Below are 17270 nucleotides of genomic sequence, written 5' to 3'. Positions count from 1 at the left end.
CATCCCATCGGGGAGTGCCCTTGGACCCGGAAGTCGACGACGCCGACGCCCGGTCCGCCCGGCCGCACCTGGCGGCCCGGGATCAGTCGGCCCGCCGGTACCGCGCGACCCGGACCGAACCGGTCACCGGGACCGGGTCGGGCAGCCGCGCGAGCGCGTCGGCCAGGCGCTGCGGATCGGTGTGCCAGGCGTTGGGCCCCATGCCGACCACGGCCGCCGCCGCCGCGTGCCCGAGCCGCAGCTCGAACTCCACCTCCTCGCCGGCCACCGGGACCAGCCAGGGGCTGAGCTTCTGGTCGATCCGCCGGTCCTTCTCCTCGTCGACCGAGAGCAGGCCCAGCGCCGCCACCAGCTCCCGCAGGTGGCGCGGGGTGGGCGAGACCAGCAGCAGGCTGCCACCCGGGCGCAGCACCCGGTGGATCTCGGCACCGTTGCGGGGCGCGAAGACGTTGAGCACCAGGTCGGCGCAGCCGTCGGCCAGCGGCAGCGGGCGCCAGGCGTCGCAGACCACGGCGCCGGCCCCGGGGTGCGCCTTGGCCGCACGGCGCAGGGCGAACTTGGAGATGTCCAGCGCCGCGCCGGCGGCTCCGGGCAGCGCGTCGAGCACCTGGGCGAGGTAGTACCCGGTGCCCGCGCCCAGGTCCACCACCAGGCGCTCCGGCCCGTCGGCGGAGGCGGCAGCCGACCCGGCGACGGACGAGCCGGCGACGGACGAGCTGAGGGCCGCGGCGGCCAGCGCCCGCGCGATCGGCCGGTAGTGCCCGGCGGCGAGGAAGTCGGCCCGGGCGGCGACCATCTCGGCGGTGTCCCCGGTGCCGGTGTGCGCGTCGCCGGGCAGCAGGCTGACGTAGCCCTGCTTGGCCACGTCGAAGGCGTGGCCGCCCGCGCAGCGCAGGGTGCGCCCGGCCTCGTCGAACGCGAGGCCGAGGGCACAGTGGGGGCAGGTCAGGTACCGCTCGATGTCCCGGAGCACCGACCTACCTTAGACCCCCGCCCCCGGCTGCTCCTGCGTCACTCCGTGTCGTCGTCGCCGTCCTCCCCCGGCACCCCTTCGCCGGCCGCCTCGTCGACCACCCAGCCGCCCAGCCGCTCGGCCACCCCGTCGATGCCCAGCCGGCCCTCGCGGATCGCCCGGGCCAGGCTGCGCACCTCCCGGGCGGTGGTGGCGACGTGGCAGCCGCTGGCCACCAGGTAGGCGTAGGCGACCGCGGTGGCGAACAGTTCGTTGGTCCGCTCCAGGGCCGGGACCCGGATCAGCTGGTGCATCAGGGCGGCGGCGCGGTCCTGCGGCTCGGGGTAGACGGCGATGTCGAAGATCTCCGCCTGGTGCCGCGCGACGGCCGCCAGCAACGAGCCGTAGTCGGTCACCTGTGGGTCCCCGGGGGTGTACTGCTCAGCGGTCATGAGCAGCCAGGACAGGTCGACCTCCAGCCTCAACGACGGCCGCCAGGCCGCTCGCCCGCCGCACCGTGCTCGCCGAACTCGGCGAGGAACTCGTTCTCGAACTCCTTCATGAACTGGGCCGCCGCGTCCACGAACGTCAGTCCGGTCTCGCCCATGTCCTGCTGGACGAGTCGCTCGATGTACTGGTTCATGCTGATCCCCTGCTGCTCCGCCCGTTCCCGGGCCATCTCGGCGGTGGTGGCGTCCACCCGCACGTTGAGCTGCTTCTTACCCATGCCCTCGAAGCTAGCGCTGTTGTGCTAGCTCGACAAGGGCGCGGACCGGGCCAACTCGCGCGCCCCCGGCCCGAGTCGCGAGCCGCCCGTTCTGCTCGGACGGTGGAGGGTATGACTCTCTTCCCGAACGACATCCTCCCCGGTCCGCTGCAGCAGTTGGCACGGGCCGCCTGGCAGGCGCTGCTGCTGGCGGGACTCGCGGCGGCGGTGCTCGGTGTGCTGGTGCTGGCCTGGCCGCACGCGACGCTGGTCGTCGTCGGCGTGCTCTTCGGGCTGTTCCTCCTGGTCAGCGGGTTGGTTCAGCTTGCCGCCGCCTTCGGTACGCACACCGCGACGGCCCTGCGGGTGATGGCCTTCATCAGCGGCGCGCTGTCGATCGTGCTGGGCCTGTTCTGCTTCCGCGGCACGCTGGAGTCGATCCTGCTGCTGGGCCTGTGGATCGGCATCGGCTGGCTGTTCCGCGGGATCACCCAGATCATGGCGGCGGCCTCCGACCCCAGTACGCCGGCCCGCGGCTGGCTGATCCTGCTGGGCGCGATCAACGCGCTGGCCGGGATCGTGCTGGTCAGCTGGCCGATCCGGTCGTTCACCGTGCTGACGGTGGTCGCCGGCTGCTGGCTGCTGGCGGTCGGGCTGGTGGAGATCGCCACCGCGCTGCGGATGCGCCACCTGGGCAAGCGGATCGCCGCCGGCTGAGCAGGCCCGGGCCCGGCCGGAGCGGCGGGCGAACAGACGGGGCCCGTTCGGCGCAATCCGCCGGACGGGCCCCGTCAACGGCTCAGGCCAGGTCCCCGCCCACGGGCTCCAGGATCGCCACGCACTCGAAGTGGTGCGTCATCGGGAACAGGTCGAACGCGCGCAGCGAGACGGGCCGGTAGCCGCCCTCGGCGAAGAACGCCAGGTCGCGCGCGAGGGCGGCCGGGTCGCAGGCCACGTACGCGATCCGGCGGGCCTCCAGGCCGACCAGGTGCTGCACGGTCTCGCGCCCGGCGCCGGCCCGCGGCGGGTCGAGCACGATCAGGTCGGTGCTGGTGATCCCGGTGCGCGGCAGCAGGGTCTCCACCTTGTCGCACTCGATCTGCACGTTCTCCAGCTCGGCCAGGTTGTGCCGGGCGTCCTGCACCGCCTGCTTCGAGGACTCGATGCCGAGCACCGCGCCGTCCTCGCCGACCCGGTCGGCCAGCGCGCCGGCGAAGAGCCCGACGCCGCAGTACAGGTCGAGCGCGTTCTCGCCCCACTGCGGGTCGAGGCCGGTCAGCACCGCGTCGACCAGGGTGTCCGGGGCCTCGGGGTGGATCTGCCAGAAGCCGCCGTTGGTGACCCGCCAGGTCCGCCCGGCCGCCCGCTCGCGCACGAAGTTGCGCCCGTGCACCCGATGCAGCAGCTCCTGCTCGTCGATCCGGGTGATCGAGACGGGCTTGTCCAGCTCGACCAGCGGCAGCTGCTCGCCCGGCAGCGGGCGCAGGATCAGCTGGCGGTCCGAGGAGCCGGAGGCGGCGATCGCCTCCACCGCGGCGAGACCGGTCCAGTCCCGGGCCTCGATGCCCAGCTCGGTCACGCCGGGCGCGGCGATCAGGCAGCGGTCGATCAGCTGGACCTCGTGCGAGCGGTGCTTGCGCAGCCCGACCTGGCCGCTCTCGCCGTCCACGGCGTACTGCACCCGGGTCCGCCAGGCCGGCACCTCGCCGGCCTGCAGCTTGCCGCCCACCGGCTCCACACTGCCGTCCCAGCCGGCCTCGGCCGGGGTGAGGCCGGCCAGCTTGGCCAGCTGCTCGGTCAGCACCTGGACCTTGAGCTTGCGCTGGCCGCCCGGGCTGACGTGCTGCCAGTCGCAGCCGCCGCAGCGGCCGGGGCCGGAGAACGGGCAGGGCGCCTCGATCCGGTCCTTGGCGGGCTGCAGGATCTCCACGGCGTCGGCGCGCAGGAAGCGCGACTTGGTGGTGCCCTCGGTGACCTCGACGATCGCCCGCTCGCCGGGCAGCGCGTGCCGCACGAAGAGCACCCGGCCCTCGTGCCGCGCCACGCAGTGGCCGCCGCCGTGCGCGACCGCGCCGATCTCGACCTCGTAGCGCTCGCCGACCAGCGGGTCGCCGCCCGGGCCCTTGGGCACGCGCGGCGCGGCGGGCCGAGCGGTACGCGGCGGCCGCTGCGCGCGGGGGGCGCGCGCCTGCTTGGCGCCACCCTCCTTCGCGCCGCGCTCCTTGGCGCCGCCCTGCTTCGACGCACCGGCGGCCTTCTTCGCCGCCCCGCCGCCCGAGGCCTTCACCGCCCCGGTCCGCACCTGGCCGACCGGCGCCGGGCTCGGCCGACCGCCGGCCTGCCCCTCGCGCGGCTCACGCGGCGGCTCGCCCGGGGCCAGCGGCGCGGTCTGCGCCGTGTAGCCCTCACGGTCGGTGGCGGCCGGGCGTGCCGCCTTGGCCCCCCAGCGCGGCCGGGCGACCTGGCCGACCTTGCCGGCCTGCCCAGCCTTGCCGGCCTTGCCGGACTTGCCAGACTTGCCCGAGGAGCGGGGCGGGGTGTTGCGACTCACGAAGTGGTGTCCTTGCTGGGCTCGGCGGAATTCTGGGCCGCGTCGAGGAGCCCGACCGAACCGGGGCCCTCGACCGCGACGGGTGAAGCGGTGGTGTCGGCACCGCGGTCCTGGACCGGACCGGGGTTCTCGACGGAACCCGACGGTACCGTGCGCCGCCGCGGTTCGCCGCGCCGGACGTCCCCCGGGGCGGACCAGCTGCGCGGCGCGCGGCGCCGCTCGGCGGACTCCAGCTGCCAGGGCACCGAGGTCACCATCACCCCGGGCCGGAAGAGCAGCCGCCCCTTGAGCCGCAGTGCGCTCTGGTTGTGCAGCAGGTGCTCGTACCAGTGCCCGACCACGTACTCGGGGATGTGCACGCTCACCACCGCGCCCGGGGTGGCCTGGCGCAGGTGCTTGACGTACGCCAGCACCGGACCGGTGACGTCCCGGTACGGCGACTCCAGCACCCGCAGCGGCACGTCCACCTCGCGGGCCAGCCACTCCTCGCGCAGCGCCCGGGTGTCGGCCGGGTCGACGTCGACGGTGACCGCCTCCAGCGTGTCGGGCTGGGTCAGCCCGGCGTAGGCCAGCGCCCGCAGGGCCGGGTTGTGCAGCCGGGAGACCAGCACGATGGCGTGGATCCGGGTCGGCAGCACAGCGGCCTCGGCCCGCGGACCGGGGGTCAGCTCCTCGGCCACCCGGTCGTAGTGCCGGCGGATCGCCTTCATCAGCACGTAGAGCACCGCCATGGTGGCGATCGCGATCCAGGCGTGGCCGATCTTGGTGACCAGCACCACCAGCAGCACGGCCGCGGTCATCACCAGGCCGAAGGCGTTGATCGCCCGCGAGCGGAGCATCCGGCGCCGGGCCCTGGGGTCGGTCTCGGTGCGCAGCAGCCGGGTCCAGTGCCGGATCATGCCGGACTGGCTCATGTTGAAGGAGACGAAGACTCCGACTATGTACAGCTGGATCAGCCGGTTCGGGTCGGCGCCGAAGGCGGCGATGAAGACGATGGCGACGGCGGCCAGCAGGATGATGCCGTTGGAGAAGGCCAGCCGGTCACCGCGGGTGTGCAGCTGGCGCGGCAGGTAGCGGTCCTGGGCCAGGATCGAGCCGAGCACCGGGAAGCCGTTGAAGGCGGTGTTGGCGGCCAGCACCAGGATCAGGCCGGTGACGGCGGCGATCAGATAGAAGCCCGGGGTGAAGTTGGCGAAGACCGCCTCGGAGATCTGCGCCAGCGCCGTCTTCTGGTGGTAGCCGGCGGGGGCGCCGAGCAGCTGCCGGGCCGGGTCCTCGGCCATCTGGGTGCCGGTCAGATGGGCCAGGTAGATGATCCCCATGAACATGGTGACGGCGACCGTGGCCATCAGCAGCAGCGTGGTGGCGGCGTTCTTGCTCTTGGGTGCCCGGAAGGCCGGCACGCCGTTGCTGATCGCCTCGACCCCGGTGAGCGCGGCGCATCCCGAGGAGAAGGCGCGCAGCAGCAGGAAGACCAGCGCGAAGCCGGTCACCGCCTCGTTGCCCGCGGTGGGCTGCAGTTGGAAGCCGGCGCTCTCGGCGTGCATCGTGGCGCCGAAGACCAGGTGGCGCACCACCCCGTAGAGCACCATGCCGAGCACGCCGGCCATGAAGGCGTAGGTGGGGATGGCGAAGGCGGTGCCGGACTCCCGCACGCCGCGCAGGTTCATCGCCATCAGCAACAGCACCAGGGTGACGCTGAGCAGCAGCTCATGGCCGCGCAGCGCGGGTACCGCGGAGACCACGTTCGCCACGCCCGAGGTGGTCGAGACGGCCACGGTCAGCACGTAGTCGACCATCAGTGCGCTCGCCACCACCAGCCCCGCGCTCTGGCCGTGGTTGACGGTGGCGACCTCGTAGTCGCCGCCGCCGCTCGGGTAGGCGTGCACGTTCTGCCGGTAGGAGGCGACCACGGCGAGCATCACCATCGCCACCACCAGGCCGATCTGCCAGGAGAAGCGGATCGCCGAGACGCCCGCCAGGGAGAGGGTGAGCAGGATCTCCTCGGGGGCGTAGGCGACCGAGGAGAGTGCGTCCGAAGCGAACACCGGCAGCGCGATGCGCTTGGGCAACAGCGTCTCGCCGAGCTTGTCGCTGCGCAGTGCGCGGCCGATCAGGATGCGTTTGGGGACCTCGGTCAGACTGGGCACGTTAAGAAATCGTAAGGGCTCTTGCCGCCCCGGTGTAGCGCACCTCACGCCCGTCGCGACCTAGTCCGATGAACCGGATAGCGTGTCGAATGACGAACTTACGGGCAACACTCCGGTTGCCGAGCCGCTCCCGCCCGACGGGTGCGGCCCCCACTCGCCCCCGGTCGCCGGGCACGGAAGGATGATGAACGGTGTTTGCGCAGGTCAAGACCCCAACGGACCGGGTGAGGTAAGAGCACCGTGCACATCGTCATCATGGGTTGCGGGCGCGTCGGTTCCGCCCTTGCCAGAGCCCTGGAGAAGCAGGGCCACTCGGTGGCCGTCGTCGACCAGGACCCCACCGCGTTCCGCCGCCTGGGCGCCGGGTTCCGCGGGCGCCGGGTGACCGGTGTCGGCTTCGACCAGGACACCCTGCGCGAGGCCGGGATCGAGGAGGCCGGGGCCTTCGCCGCCGTCAGCAGCGGCGACAACTCCAACATCATCGCGGCCCGGGTCGCCCGGGAGAACTTCGGCGTGGAGCACGTCGCGGCCCGGATCTACGACCCCCGCCGCGCCGAGGTCTACCAGCGCCTGGGCATCCCGACCGTGGCCACCGTGCGGTGGACGGCCGACCAGATGCTGCGACGGCTGCTGCCCACCGGCGCCGAGCCGCTGTGGCAGGACCCGAGCGGCACCGTCCAGCTGGCCGAGGTGGCCTTCGCCCCGTCCTGGATCGGTCACCGGTTCACGGAGCTGGAGGAGGCGGCCGGCGCCCGGGTGGCGTACATCACCCGGCTCGGCGAGGGCGTGCTGCCCACCGCCCAGATGGTGGTGCAGGAAGGCGACCTGGTGCACATGATGCTGCGCCGGGCGGATCAGGCGGCGGTCGAGGCCGCGTTCGCCAAGGGTCCGGAGGAGGGTCACTGATGCGGGTAGCGATTGCGGGAGCGGGTGCGGTCGGCCGGTCGATCGCCGGCGAGCTGCTGGAGAACGGCCACGAGGTGCTGCTCGTGGACAAGAACCCCAACTCCATCTCGGTGGAGCGGGTGCCGATGGCGGAGTGGCTGCTGGCCGACGCCTGCGAGATCACCGCGCTGGACGAGGCTGCGCTCCAGCAGTGCCACGTGGTGATCGCGGCCACCGGCGACGACAAGGTCAACCTGGTGGTCTCGCTGCTGGCGAAGACCGAGTACGGGGTGCCCCGGGTGGTCGCGCGGGTGAACAACCCGAAGAACGAGTGGCTCTTCAACGAGTCCTGGGGCGTGGACGTGGCGGTCTCCACGCCGCGCCTGATGTCCGCGCTGGTCGAGGAGGCGGTGAGCGTCGGCGACCTGGTCCGGCTGATGCGCTTCAGCCAGGGCAACGCCAACCTCGTCGAGCTGACCCTGGCGCCGGACACCGAGCTGGTCGGCACCCGGGTCGGGGACGTCAGCTGGCCGACCGACACCGCGCTGGTGACGATCATCCGCGAGGGCCGGGTGCTGGTGCCGGCCCGCGACGACACCCTGGAGTCCGGGGACGAGCTGCTCTTCGTGGCCGCGCAGGAGCGCGAGGAGGAGCTGGAGGCGCTGCTCTCGGCGGGCTCCGGCGCGCAGTAGGCACGGACGCACGCGAGGGCCCGCCTCCCCCGATCGGGAGGCGGGCCCTCGCGCTGTGCGGTCCGTGTCCTGCGGTCAGGAATCCTCGGGCTGCTCGGCCTTGATCGGCGGCGGCGCGGTGAGCAGGATCCGCCAGGTCACGTACATCGCCAGCAGCATCGGCGGGATGCCGAGCGCCACCTTGAGCCAGCCCAGCAGGTTGATGTTGTCGGTGAAGTAGAGCGGGAAGAGGATCACCGGCTTGATGCCCATGATCACCGCCCAGGCCCAGGTGGCCTTGGTGTAGGCGGCCAGCCGGCCGGGGTTCTGGGTCCGCCAGGTGAACATCTCGCCCGTCACCGGGCCCAGGGTCAGGCCGATCAGCGGCCAGCGGACCAGCGCGGAGACCGCCAGGCCCAGGGCGTAGCCGACGTTCCACAGCAGCCCGGGCAGGTAGAAGTTCTCCGCCTTGCCGGTCTTCATCGAGATGTACGCGCCGATGGCCACCCCGAAGACGCCGCTGAAGGCGTGCTGGATGGTCTCCCGTCGCAGCAGCCGGATCACCACGAAGACGCCGCTCAGCGCGAGCGCGCCCCAGGCGGCGGTGGAGACCTGGTGGGTCAGGTTGTAGGTGACGATGAAGGCCAGGCCCGGCAGGGTCATGTCGATCATGCCGCGGACGCCGCCGAAGGCCTGGATGATCGAGTCCGCGGCCTCCTTGCGGGCGGCCTCGTCCTGGGCGGCCCGCTCGCGGGCCTCCTCCTCGGTCAGCGCCTCGTCGGGCGAGACCCCCGGGGGGAACTGCTGGTTCTCAGTGATCAGTGTGTGCGGGGCGGCGTGGTCGCCGCCGGGCGGATTGGTCACTGGTGATCGCTCCCCTGTCCCACCGGACGCAGCTCGTAGCGAGGGTTGAAGAGCACGCGGCGCCCGCGTGCGTGGCTGATCCGGCCGCTGGCGGTGAGCCGGCGGCCCGGCTCTATCCCGTTGATCGAGCGGCGCCCGAGCCAGACCACGTCCAGCGCGTCCGTCCCGTCGAAGAGCTCGGCCTCCAGCGCCGGCACGCCGGCCCGCGGGCGGAGCGTGACGGTGCGCAGGGTGCCCGCCACGGTGACCACGTCGCGGTCGCCGCAGTCGGCGATCGGCGTGCAGCCGCACACCACGGAGTCCTGGCGCAGCTCCTCGGCCTGGAGCTCCTCCGTACTGGAGGTGAGCCGGGTGAACATCCGGCGCAGGCGGCCCTGCGGCTGGTCGCTGCTGTTACCACTCATGATGAAAGGCTACCGGCTGGACCCCCGCCACCGGGGCCCCGTGACACGTTCGCCTCAGGGTTCGAAGCGGTATCCCATGCCGGCCTCGGTGATGAAGTGGCGCGGGTGCGAGGGATCCACCTCCAGCTTGCGGCGCAGCTGGGCCAGGTAGACCCGCAGGTAGTTGGTCTCGGTGCGGTACGCCGGGCCCCAGACCTCCTGCAGCAGCTGGGTCTGGCTGACCAGCCGGCCGGCGTTGCGCACCAGCACCTCGAGCAGGTGCCACTCGGTGGGCGTGAGGCGGATGTCGGTGCCGTCCCGGTTGACCTTCTTGGCCGCCAGGTCGACGGTGAACGCCTCCGTCGTCACCAGGGAGTCGTCCTCACCGGCCACCGGCTCGGCCCGGCGCACGGCCGCGCGCATCCGGGCCAGCAGTTCGTCCATGCCGAACGGCTTGGTGACGTAGTCGTCCGCCCCCGCGTCCAGCGCCTCGACCTTCTCGTCGGAGGCGTGCCGGGCCGACAGGACGATGATCGGCACCCGGGTCCAACCGCGCAGACCCTTGATCACCTCGACACCGTCCATGTCGGGCAGGCCGAGGTCGAGCACCACCACGTCGGGATGGCGGGCGGCGGCCAGTTCGAGGGCGCTGGCACCGTCATGGGCCGCGTCGACCTCGTACTTGCGGGCCTTGAGGTTGATCACCAGGGCGCGGACGATCTGCGGTTCGTCGTCCACGACGAGGACCCGGGTCATGCGAGCTCCGTCTTTCGGGGGGCCAGGGAAGAGGTGGTCAGCGGGGGTTGGGCGGGCGGATCGGGCGCCTGGTCGGAGCCGGTGGAGCCGTCCCCCGGCTCGGGCGGATGTTCGACGGCGGGCAGCGAGACCACCATGGTCAGTCCACCGCCCGGGGTGTCCTCGGCCGTGATGGTGCCGCCCATCGCCTCGACGAAGCCGCGGGCCACGGCGAGGCCGAGCCCGACGCCCGCGCCGCGCGGGGCGTCGCCGTAGCGCTGGAAGGGCGCGAAGATCTTCTCCTTGGCCTCCTCGGGGACCCCGCGCCCCCGGTCGACCACGCGAAGCTCGACTCTTCCCGCCGCGCCGGCCGCCCCGAGGCCGGCCGGCGCGGGCTCCAGCACATCGGCCTTGACCAGCACCTTCACATCCGGCGGGCTGTACTTCACGGCGTTCTCGATCAGGTTGGCCAGCGCCCGTTCCAGCAGCCCGGCATCGGCCGGGACCATCGGCAGGGTCTCCGGCACGTCCAGGCGCACCGACTCCAGCGGGACGCCGCCGAGCGCGAAGGGCACCACCTCGTCCAGGTCCACCTCCTGGATCAGCGGGGTGACCGTGCCGGTCTGCAGCCGGCTCATGTCCAGCAGGTTGTTGATCAGGTGGTCCAGCCGGTCGGCACCCGCCTCGATGCCCGCGAGCAGTTCCCGCTCGTCCGCCTCGTCCCACTGGACGTCCTCGGCCCGCAGCGAGGAGACGTTGGCCTTGATCCCGGCCAGCGGGGTGCGCAGGTCGTGCGAGACGGCGGCCAGCAGCGCGGTGCGGATCCGGTTGCCCTCGGCCTGGCGGCGGGCGGCGGCGGCCTCCTTGGCCAGCCGGCGGCGCTCCAGCAGGACGGAGGCCTGGGCGGCGAAGGCGCCGAGCAGCCGACGGTCCGCGGCCGGCAGGACGCGACCGGAGAGCACCAGCGCGAGGTTCTCGCCCAGCGGCACGTCCGCGTCCCCGTCCTCCGGGCGGCTCGGCGGCTGGGAGCCGCTGGCGGCCGTGCAGGTCCACGGCTCGTGCTCGTCCAGGCGCTCCAGCAGCGCCACCGCGTCCTGCTGGAAGGTCTCCCTGACCTGGTCGAGCAGGGCGCTCAGGCCCTCACCGGTGGGTGCCCGCAGCACGGTGCCGGCCAGCGCGCTGAGCGTCTGGGCCTCGGCCTGGCTGCGCGCCGCCTCGTGGGTGCGCCGGGCGGCCAGGTCCACCACCGTGGCCACCGCGATGCCCACCGCCGTGAAGATGCCCACCGCCAGGATGTTCTGCGGATCCGAGATGGTCAGGGTGTGGGTCGGCGGGGTGAAGTAGTAGTTGAGCGCGGTGGAGCTGACCACCGCGGAGGCGATCGCCGGGAAGAGGCCGCCGACCAGCGCCGCCGAGATCGTCACCGAGAAGAAGAGGAGCATGTCGGTGGGCAGCCCGGTGTCGCGCACCTGGGTCAGCAGCACGGCCAGCAGCGGCGGACCGGCCACGCCGATCAGCCAGCCGCTGATGGCGCGGGGACGGCCGAGGTCGGTCACCTTGCGCAGCGGCAACCGCCGGCCGCGACCGTGCGCCACGTGCTCGTGGGTGACGATGTGCACGTCGATGTCGCCCGAGTCGCGGGCCACCGTGGAGCCGACACCGGGACCGTAGACGTACTGCCAGGCCTTGCGGCGGCTGGAGCCGAGCACGATCTGGGTCGCGTTCACCCCGCGGGCGAAGTCCAGCATGGCGTGCGCCGGGTCGTCGCCCAGCACGGTGTGGAAGCTGCCGCCCAGGCTCTCCACCAGCGCGCGCTGCTCGATCAGCGCCTGCGGGGAGCCGCCGGTCGCCAGGCCGTCGGAACGCGTGATATGCACGGCGAGCAGCTCGCTGCCCGAGCCCTTGGCGGCGATCCGCGCGGCCCGGCGGATCAGCGTGGCGCCCTCGGGGCCACCGGTCAGGCCGACCACGATCCGCTCGCGGGCCTGCCAGGTGCTGTCTATCCCCTGCTCGGCGCGGTAGGTCTGCAGGTACTCGTCCACCCGGTCGGCGGTCCACAGCAACGCCAGCTCGCGCAGCGCGGTCAGGTTGCCGGGGCGGAAGTAGTTGGAGAGCGCCGCGTTGATCTTCTCCGGCGCGTAGACGTTGCCGTGGGCCAGCCGCCGGCGCAGCGCCTGCGGGGACATGTCGACCAGCTCGATCTGGTCGGCCCGGCGGACCACCTCGTCGGGCACCGTCTCACGCTGGCGCACGCCCGTGATGCCCTCGACCACGTCACCCAGCGACTCCAGGTGCTGGATGTTGACGGTGGATATCACGTCGATGCCCGCTGCGAGCAGCTCCTCGACGTCCTGCCAGCGCTTGGCGTTACGGCTGCCCGGGACGTTGGTATGAGCCAGCTCGTCCACCAGGGCCACCTGCGGCTTGCGGGCCAGCAGCGCGTCCAGGTCGAGCTCGGTGAACTCGGCGCCCCGGTGCTCCATCACCCGCCGCTGCACGGCCTCCAGGCCGTTCAGCAGCTCCGCGGTGTTGGACCGGTTGTGGTGCTCGACGAATCCGACCACCACGTCCGTGCCGCGGGCCAGCCGCCGGTGCGCCTCGCAGAGCATCGCGTACGTCTTCCCCACCCCGGGGGCCGCCCCGAGGTAGATCCGCAGCCTTCCGCGTGCCATGCGTCCCATTCTTGATCGTGCCCACGCCCGGGACCACCCCCGGACGCCTGTTCGCGCAGTCGAGACTACGGGGTGAGGCGGCGCTCGCCTTCGATCAGGCTGGTCGGAAGGTAGATTTAGCGGCATCTTGACGACCTATGGGGGCTCTCGCCAACGCGTTCGACGACCGGCCCGCGCCCGGGGTTCACTCCACGATGTGGCCGTCGCGCAGCTCGATCACCCGGTCGGCCAGCTCCATCAGCTGGGGGTCGTGGGTCGCCACCAGGACCGTCACGCCCTCGCTGCGCACCACGGCGCGCAGCAGCTCCATCACCGAGCGGCCGGTCTCCGAGTCGAGCTGACCGGTCGGCTCGTCCGCGATGATCAGAGCCGGCTCGTTCGCCAGCGCCCGGGCGATCGCCACCCGCTGCTGCTGCCCGCCGGACATCTCGGTGGGCCGCTGCTCCGCGTGGTCGGTCAGCCCCACCAGTGCGAGCAGCGTGGCCACCCGCTCCTCGCGCTGGGCCGTCGGGACCTTGCGCAGACGCATCGGCACCCCGACGTTCTCCGCCGCGGTCAGGATCGGGATCAGTCCGAAGGACTGGAAGACGAAGCCGATCCGGTCGCGTCGCAGCCCGAGGCGGCCGGGCTCGTCCAGCTCGGCGAGGTTCTCGCCGTCCAGCGTGATCCGGCCCGAGGTCGGACCGTCCAGGCCGCCGACCAGGTTGAGCAGGGTGGTCTTGCCGGAGCCGGAGCGGCCACGGAGCGCGGTGAGCTCGCCGCGCCGAACACTGAACGAGACACCGCGCAGCGCGTGCACGGCGGTGTCACCACTGCCGAAACTGCGCCAGACGTCCTCGACCTCGATCATGGGCACGAGCGTGGTGCTCATCTGCTGCTGACTCACAGTGCGGTCCCCTCCCGTTCCGCCGGCATCCGGCAGTCACCTGGATCAGTACGGTAACCCCGAACAGGTGATCCGCGGGGGGTTCGGAGCCGAGGTTTTCCCTTATGGGCCGCCCAGGGCGGCAGCGGGCGGCCTCACGCGGCAAGCGCGGCCGGGCGGAATTGGTCATGAACGCGAGAAAGCCCCGCACCCGGTCTCCCGGGGCGGGGCTTTCTCTGAATGATTGTTCGGCGGCGTCCTACTCTCCCACAGGGTCCCCCCTGCAGTACCATCGGCGCTGTGAGGCTTAGCTTCCGGGTTCGGAATGTAACCGGGCGTTTCCCTCACGCTATGACCACCGAAACACTATGAAACTGTCGACCGCAACCCGCCCATCTTTCCCTGGCGGGGGTCGTTGTTTCAGAACAACACAGTGGACGCGAGCAACTGAGGACAAGCCCTCGGCCTATTAGTACCGGTCAGCTCCACCCCTTACAGGGCTTCCACATCCGGCCTATCAACCCAGTCGTCTACTGGGAGCCTTACCCTCTCAAGGAGGTGGGAGTGCTCATCTCGAAGCAGGCTTCCCGCTTAGATGCTTTCAGCGGTTATCCCTCCCGAACGTAGCCAACCAGCCATGCCCTTGGCAGGACAACTGGCACACCAGAGGTTCGTCCGTCCCGGTCCTCTCGTACTAGGGACAGCCCTTCTCAACACTCCTACGCGCACAGCGGATAGGGACCGAACTGTCTCACGACGTTCTAAACCCAGCTCGCGTACCGCTTTAATGGGCGAACAGCCCAACCCTTGGGACCTACTCCAGCCCCAGGATGCGACGAGCCGACATCGAGGTGCCAAACCATCCCGTCGATATGGACTCTTGGGGAAGATCAGCCTGTTATCCCCGGGGTACCTTTTATCCGTTGAGCGACGGCGCTTCCACAAGCCACCGCCGGATCACTAGTCCCTGCTTTCGCACCTGCTCGACCCGTCGGTCTCACAGTCAAGCTCCCTTGTGCACTTACACTCAACACCTGATTGCCAACCAGGCTGAGGGAACCTTTGGGCGCCTCCGTTACTCTTTAGGAGGCAACCGCCCCAGTTAAACTACCCACCAGACACTGTCCCTGATCCGGATCACGGACCCAGGTTAGACATCCAGCACGACCAGAGTGGTATTTCAACGTCGACTCCACAACAACTGGCGTTGCCGCTTCAAAGTCTCCCACCTATCCTACACAAGCCGAACCGAACACCAATATCAAGCTATAGTAAAGGTCCCGGGGTCTTTCCGTCCTGCTGCGCGAAACGAGCATCTTTACTCGTAATGCAATTTCACCGGGCCTATGGTTGAGACAGTCGAGAAGTCGTTACGCCATTCGTGCAGGTCGGAACTTACCCGACAAGGAATTTCGCTACCTTAGGATGGTTATAGTTACCACCGCCGTTTACTGGCGCTTAAGTTCTCAGCTTCGCCCCGACGAATCAGAGCTAACCGGTCCCCTTAACGTTCCAGCACCGGGCAGGCGTCAGTCCGTATACATCGCCTTACGGCTTCGCACGGACCTGTGTTTTTAGTAAACAGTCGCTTCTCGCTGGTCTCTGCGGCCGGCCCCAGCTCGGGCAGCAAGTGCCTCCACCAGTTCCGGCCCCCTTCTCCCGAAGTTACGGGGGCATTTTGCCGAGTTCCTTAACCATAGTTCACCCGAACGCCTCGGTATTCTCTACCTGACCACCTGAGTCGGTTTGGGGTACGGGCCGCCATGAAACTCGCTAGAGGCTTTTCTCGACAGCATAGGATCATCCACTTCACCACAATCGGCTCGGCATCAGGTCTCAGCCTTAATGAGTGACGGATTTGCCTATCACTCGGCCTACACCCTTACCCCGGGACAACCACCGCCCGGGCTGGACTACCTTCCTGCGTCACCCCATCGCTCACCTAATACCCTGTTGGATCAGCGGCTCCACCACGTCCCATTGTCCGAAGACTCCGGGCCGGCTTCACGGCTTTAGCATTCAGAGGTTCAGCGTTGGCGCTTCAAAGCGGGTACGGGAATATCAACCCGTTGTCCATCGACTACGCCTGTCGGCCTCGCCTTAGGTCCCGACTTACCCTGGGCAGATCAGCTTGACCCAGGAACCCTTGGTCAATCGGCGCAAGAGTTTCCCACTCTTGTATCGCTACTCATGCCTGCATTCTCACTCGTATACCGTCCACGACTGGATTCCTCCGCCGCTTCACCCGGCACACGACGCTCCCCTACCCATCCACAGCGCCGTTGGGCGTATTCTGTGAATGACACGACTTCGGTGGTGTGCTTGAGCCCCGCTACATTGTCGGCGCGGAATCACTTGACCAGTGAGCTATTACGCACTCTTTCAAGGGTGGCTGCTTCTAAGCCAACCTCCTGGTTGTCTCTGCGACTCCACATCCTTTCCCACTTAGCACACGCTTAGGGACCTTAGTCGGTGTTCTGGGCTGTTTCCCTCTCGACCATGGAGCTTATCCCCCACAGTCTCACTGCCACGCTCTCACTTACCGGCATTCGGAGTTTGGCTAAGGTCAGTAACCCGGTAAGGCCCATCGCCTATCCAGTGCTCTACCTCCGGCAAGAAACACGTGACGCTGCACCTAAATGCATTTCGGGGAGAACCAGCTATCACGGAGTTTGATTGGCCTTTCACCCCTAACCACAGGTCATCCCCCAGGTTTTCAACCCTGGTGGGTTCGGTCCTCCACGCGGTCTTACCCGCGCTTCAACCTGCCCATGGCTAGATCACTCCGCTTCGGGTCTTGGGCATGCAACTCAACCGCCCTATTCGGACTCGCTTTCGCTACGGCTACCCCACACGGGTTAACCTCGCTACACACCGCAAACTCGCAGGCTCATTCTTCAAAAGGCACGCAGTCACGGCCCGCCAAGCAAGCTTGACGAACGACGCTCCCACGGCTTGTAGGCACACGGTTTCAGGTACTATTTCACTCCGCTCCCGCGGTACTTTTCACCATTCCCTCACGGTACTATCCGCTATCGGTCACTAGGGAATATTTAGGCTTAGCGGGTGGTCCCGCCAGATTCACACGGAATTTCTCGGGCTCCGTGCTACTTGGGAGAAGCTCAAGTGAGCCGTACAAGTTTCGTCTACGGGGGTCTTACCCTCTACGCCGGACCTTTCGCATGTCCTTCGACTACCCATACGGTTTCTGACTCACCCGATCGCCGGCAGACGACCGAAGAACTTTCCCACGACCCCGAAGTGGCAACCCCTGCCGGGTCTCACACCACAACGGTTTAGCCTCATCCGGTTTCGCTCGCCACTACTCCCGGAATCACGGTTGTTTTCTCTTCCTGCGGGTACTGAGATGTTTCACTTCCCCGCGTTCCCTCCACATACCCTATGTGTTCAGGTATGGGTGACAGCCCATGACGACTGCCGGGTTTCCCCATTCGGACACCCCCGGATCAAAGCTCGGTTGACAGCTCCCCGGGGCCTATCGCGGCCTCCCACGTCCTTCATCGGTTCCTAGTGCCAAGGCATCCACCGTGCGCCCTTAAAAACTTGGCCACAGATGCTCGCGTCCACTGTGCAGTTCTCAAACAACGACCAGACACCCACCTACACAACCCGGCAAACACCAGGTCGGTCCGTGGGACCGGCACTGAGACAACGATTACTCGTTCCCTCAGGACCCAACAACGTGCCCGCCACACCAGACTCAAGAAACGCTTTCCACGCCGAAGCAGTACTCACGAACCATCACCCAGTGTGCCGAATAGTCAACGTTCCACCCATGAGCAACCGTGCGAGACATTCGCTCGCATCCGGCCATG

General features: G+C 69.4%; 13 protein-coding genes and 2 rRNA genes. 3 read left to right on the top strand and 12 right to left on the bottom strand.

What is annotated here, in order from left to right; translation table 11 throughout:
- Positions 1-82 precede the first annotated feature (82 nt).
- The 3 genes from OG294_RS27305 to OG294_RS27295 are packed head-to-tail and all read right to left on the bottom strand — an operon-like array spanning position 83 to position 1679.
- Positions 83-973 carry a putative RNA methyltransferase gene (locus OG294_RS27305; RefSeq protein ID WP_327069184.1) on the bottom strand — a complete coding sequence of 297 codons (891 nt, stop codon included), beginning with the start codon at positions 971-973 and terminating at the stop codon, positions 83-85.
- Between the two features lie 38 nt (positions 974-1011).
- The gene (locus OG294_RS27300; protein WP_327069183.1) at positions 1012-1437 is read right to left on the bottom strand and encodes a fic family toxin-antitoxin system, toxin component; all 426 of its coding nucleotides are present in this window, start codon (positions 1435-1437) and stop codon (positions 1012-1014) included.
- Complete coding sequence (locus OG294_RS27295) at positions 1434-1679, bottom strand: toxin-antitoxin system HicB family antitoxin (protein ID WP_327069182.1); 246 nt, start codon at positions 1677-1679, stop codon at positions 1434-1436. Before OG294_RS27295 ends, OG294_RS27300 begins: the two co-directional genes overlap by 4 nt.
- Before the next feature lie 111 nt (positions 1680-1790).
- On the opposite strand from OG294_RS27295, the gene OG294_RS27290 reads away from it, so the two are divergent.
- Positions 1791-2375 (top strand): HdeD family acid-resistance protein, encoded by a 585-nt coding sequence (locus OG294_RS27290; protein ID WP_327069181.1) that lies wholly within the window; start codon positions 1791-1793, stop codon positions 2373-2375.
- Between the two features lie 82 nt (positions 2376-2457).
- Here the strand turns inward: OG294_RS27290 and OG294_RS27285 are convergent, their stop codons facing one another.
- Positions 2458-3789: a class I SAM-dependent RNA methyltransferase gene (locus OG294_RS27285; protein ID WP_327071687.1), complete on the bottom strand. Its 1332-nt coding sequence runs from the start codon at positions 3787-3789 to the stop codon at positions 2458-2460.
- Between the two features lie 416 nt (positions 3790-4205).
- Positions 4206-6359: an APC family permease gene (locus OG294_RS27280; protein ID WP_327069180.1), complete on the bottom strand. Its 2154-nt coding sequence runs from the start codon at positions 6357-6359 to the stop codon at positions 4206-4208.
- A 240-nt stretch (positions 6360-6599) separates the two neighbouring features.
- Here OG294_RS27280 and OG294_RS27275 point away from each other — a divergent pair, with 240 nt between their 5' ends.
- The gene (locus OG294_RS27275; RefSeq protein WP_327069179.1) at positions 6600-7265 is read left to right on the top strand and encodes a potassium channel family protein; all 666 of its coding nucleotides are present in this window, start codon (positions 6600-6602) and stop codon (positions 7263-7265) included.
- Positions 7265-7936, top strand: a complete 672-nt coding sequence (locus tag OG294_RS27270; protein WP_327069178.1) for a potassium channel family protein — start codon at positions 7265-7267, stop codon at positions 7934-7936. Before OG294_RS27275 ends, OG294_RS27270 begins: the two co-directional genes overlap by 1 nt.
- A 75-nt stretch (positions 7937-8011) precedes the next feature.
- Here OG294_RS27270 and OG294_RS27265 read toward each other — a convergent pair whose 3' ends face one another.
- The 7 genes from OG294_RS27265 to OG294_RS27235 form a co-directional block, all read right to left on the bottom strand.
- Positions 8012-8779: a DUF3159 domain-containing protein gene (locus OG294_RS27265; protein WP_327069177.1), complete on the bottom strand. Its 768-nt coding sequence runs from the start codon at positions 8777-8779 to the stop codon at positions 8012-8014.
- Complete coding sequence (locus tag OG294_RS27260; RefSeq protein WP_327069176.1) at positions 8776-9183, bottom strand: OB-fold nucleic acid binding domain-containing protein; 408 nt, start codon at positions 9181-9183, stop codon at positions 8776-8778. Before OG294_RS27260 ends, OG294_RS27265 begins: the two co-directional genes overlap by 4 nt.
- A gap of 54 nt (positions 9184-9237) precedes the next feature.
- Positions 9238-9918, bottom strand: a complete 681-nt coding sequence (locus OG294_RS27255) for a response regulator (RefSeq protein WP_327069175.1) — start codon at positions 9916-9918, stop codon at positions 9238-9240.
- On the bottom strand, positions 9915-12569 hold the full coding sequence (locus OG294_RS27250) for a sensor histidine kinase KdpD (protein ID WP_327069174.1): 2655 nt from the start codon (positions 12567-12569) through the stop codon (positions 9915-9917). Before OG294_RS27250 ends, OG294_RS27255 begins: the two co-directional genes overlap by 4 nt.
- 184 nt (positions 12570-12753) lie before the next feature.
- Positions 12754-13440, bottom strand: coding sequence for an ABC transporter ATP-binding protein (locus OG294_RS27245; protein ID WP_327069173.1), 687 nt, complete (start codon positions 13438-13440; stop codon positions 12754-12756).
- A 240-nt stretch (positions 13441-13680) separates the two neighbouring features.
- Positions 13681-13797, bottom strand: a 5S ribosomal RNA gene (gene rrf / locus OG294_RS27240).
- 86 nt (positions 13798-13883) lie between these two features.
- A 23S ribosomal RNA gene (locus OG294_RS27235) occupies positions 13884-17004 on the bottom strand.
- Positions 17005-17270 lie beyond the last annotated feature (266 nt).

It is taken from the genome of Kitasatospora sp. NBC_01302 (assembly GCF_035976515.1).
GTDB lineage: Bacteria > Actinomycetota > Actinomycetes > Streptomycetales > Streptomycetaceae > Kitasatospora.
Note: the sequence above shows the minus strand (reverse complement) of the source record. Positions and strands in the feature narration are given on the sequence as shown.

Coding starts and splice junctions, on each gene's coding strand:
- OG294_RS27295 (WP_327069182.1), bottom strand. CDS start 1,679: ATGGGTAAGAAGCAGCTCAACGTGCGGGTGGACGCCACCACCGCCGAG.
- OG294_RS27290 (WP_327069181.1), top strand. CDS start 1,791: ATGACTCTCTTCCCGAACGACATCCTCCCCGGTCCGCTGCAGCAGTTG.
- OG294_RS27270 (WP_327069178.1), top strand. CDS start 7,265: ATGCGGGTAGCGATTGCGGGAGCGGGTGCGGTCGGCCGGTCGATCGCC.
- OG294_RS27260 (WP_327069176.1), bottom strand. CDS start 9,183: ATGAGTGGTAACAGCAGCGACCAGCCGCAGGGCCGCCTGCGCCGGATG.
- OG294_RS27255 (WP_327069175.1), bottom strand. CDS start 9,918: ATGACCCGGGTCCTCGTCGTGGACGACGAACCGCAGATCGTCCGCGCC.
- OG294_RS27250 (WP_327069174.1), bottom strand. CDS start 12,569: ATGGCACGCGGAAGGCTGCGGATCTACCTCGGGGCGGCCCCCGGGGTG.
- OG294_RS27245 (WP_327069173.1), bottom strand. CDS start 13,440: ATGAGCACCACGCTCGTGCCCATGATCGAGGTCGAGGACGTCTGGCGC.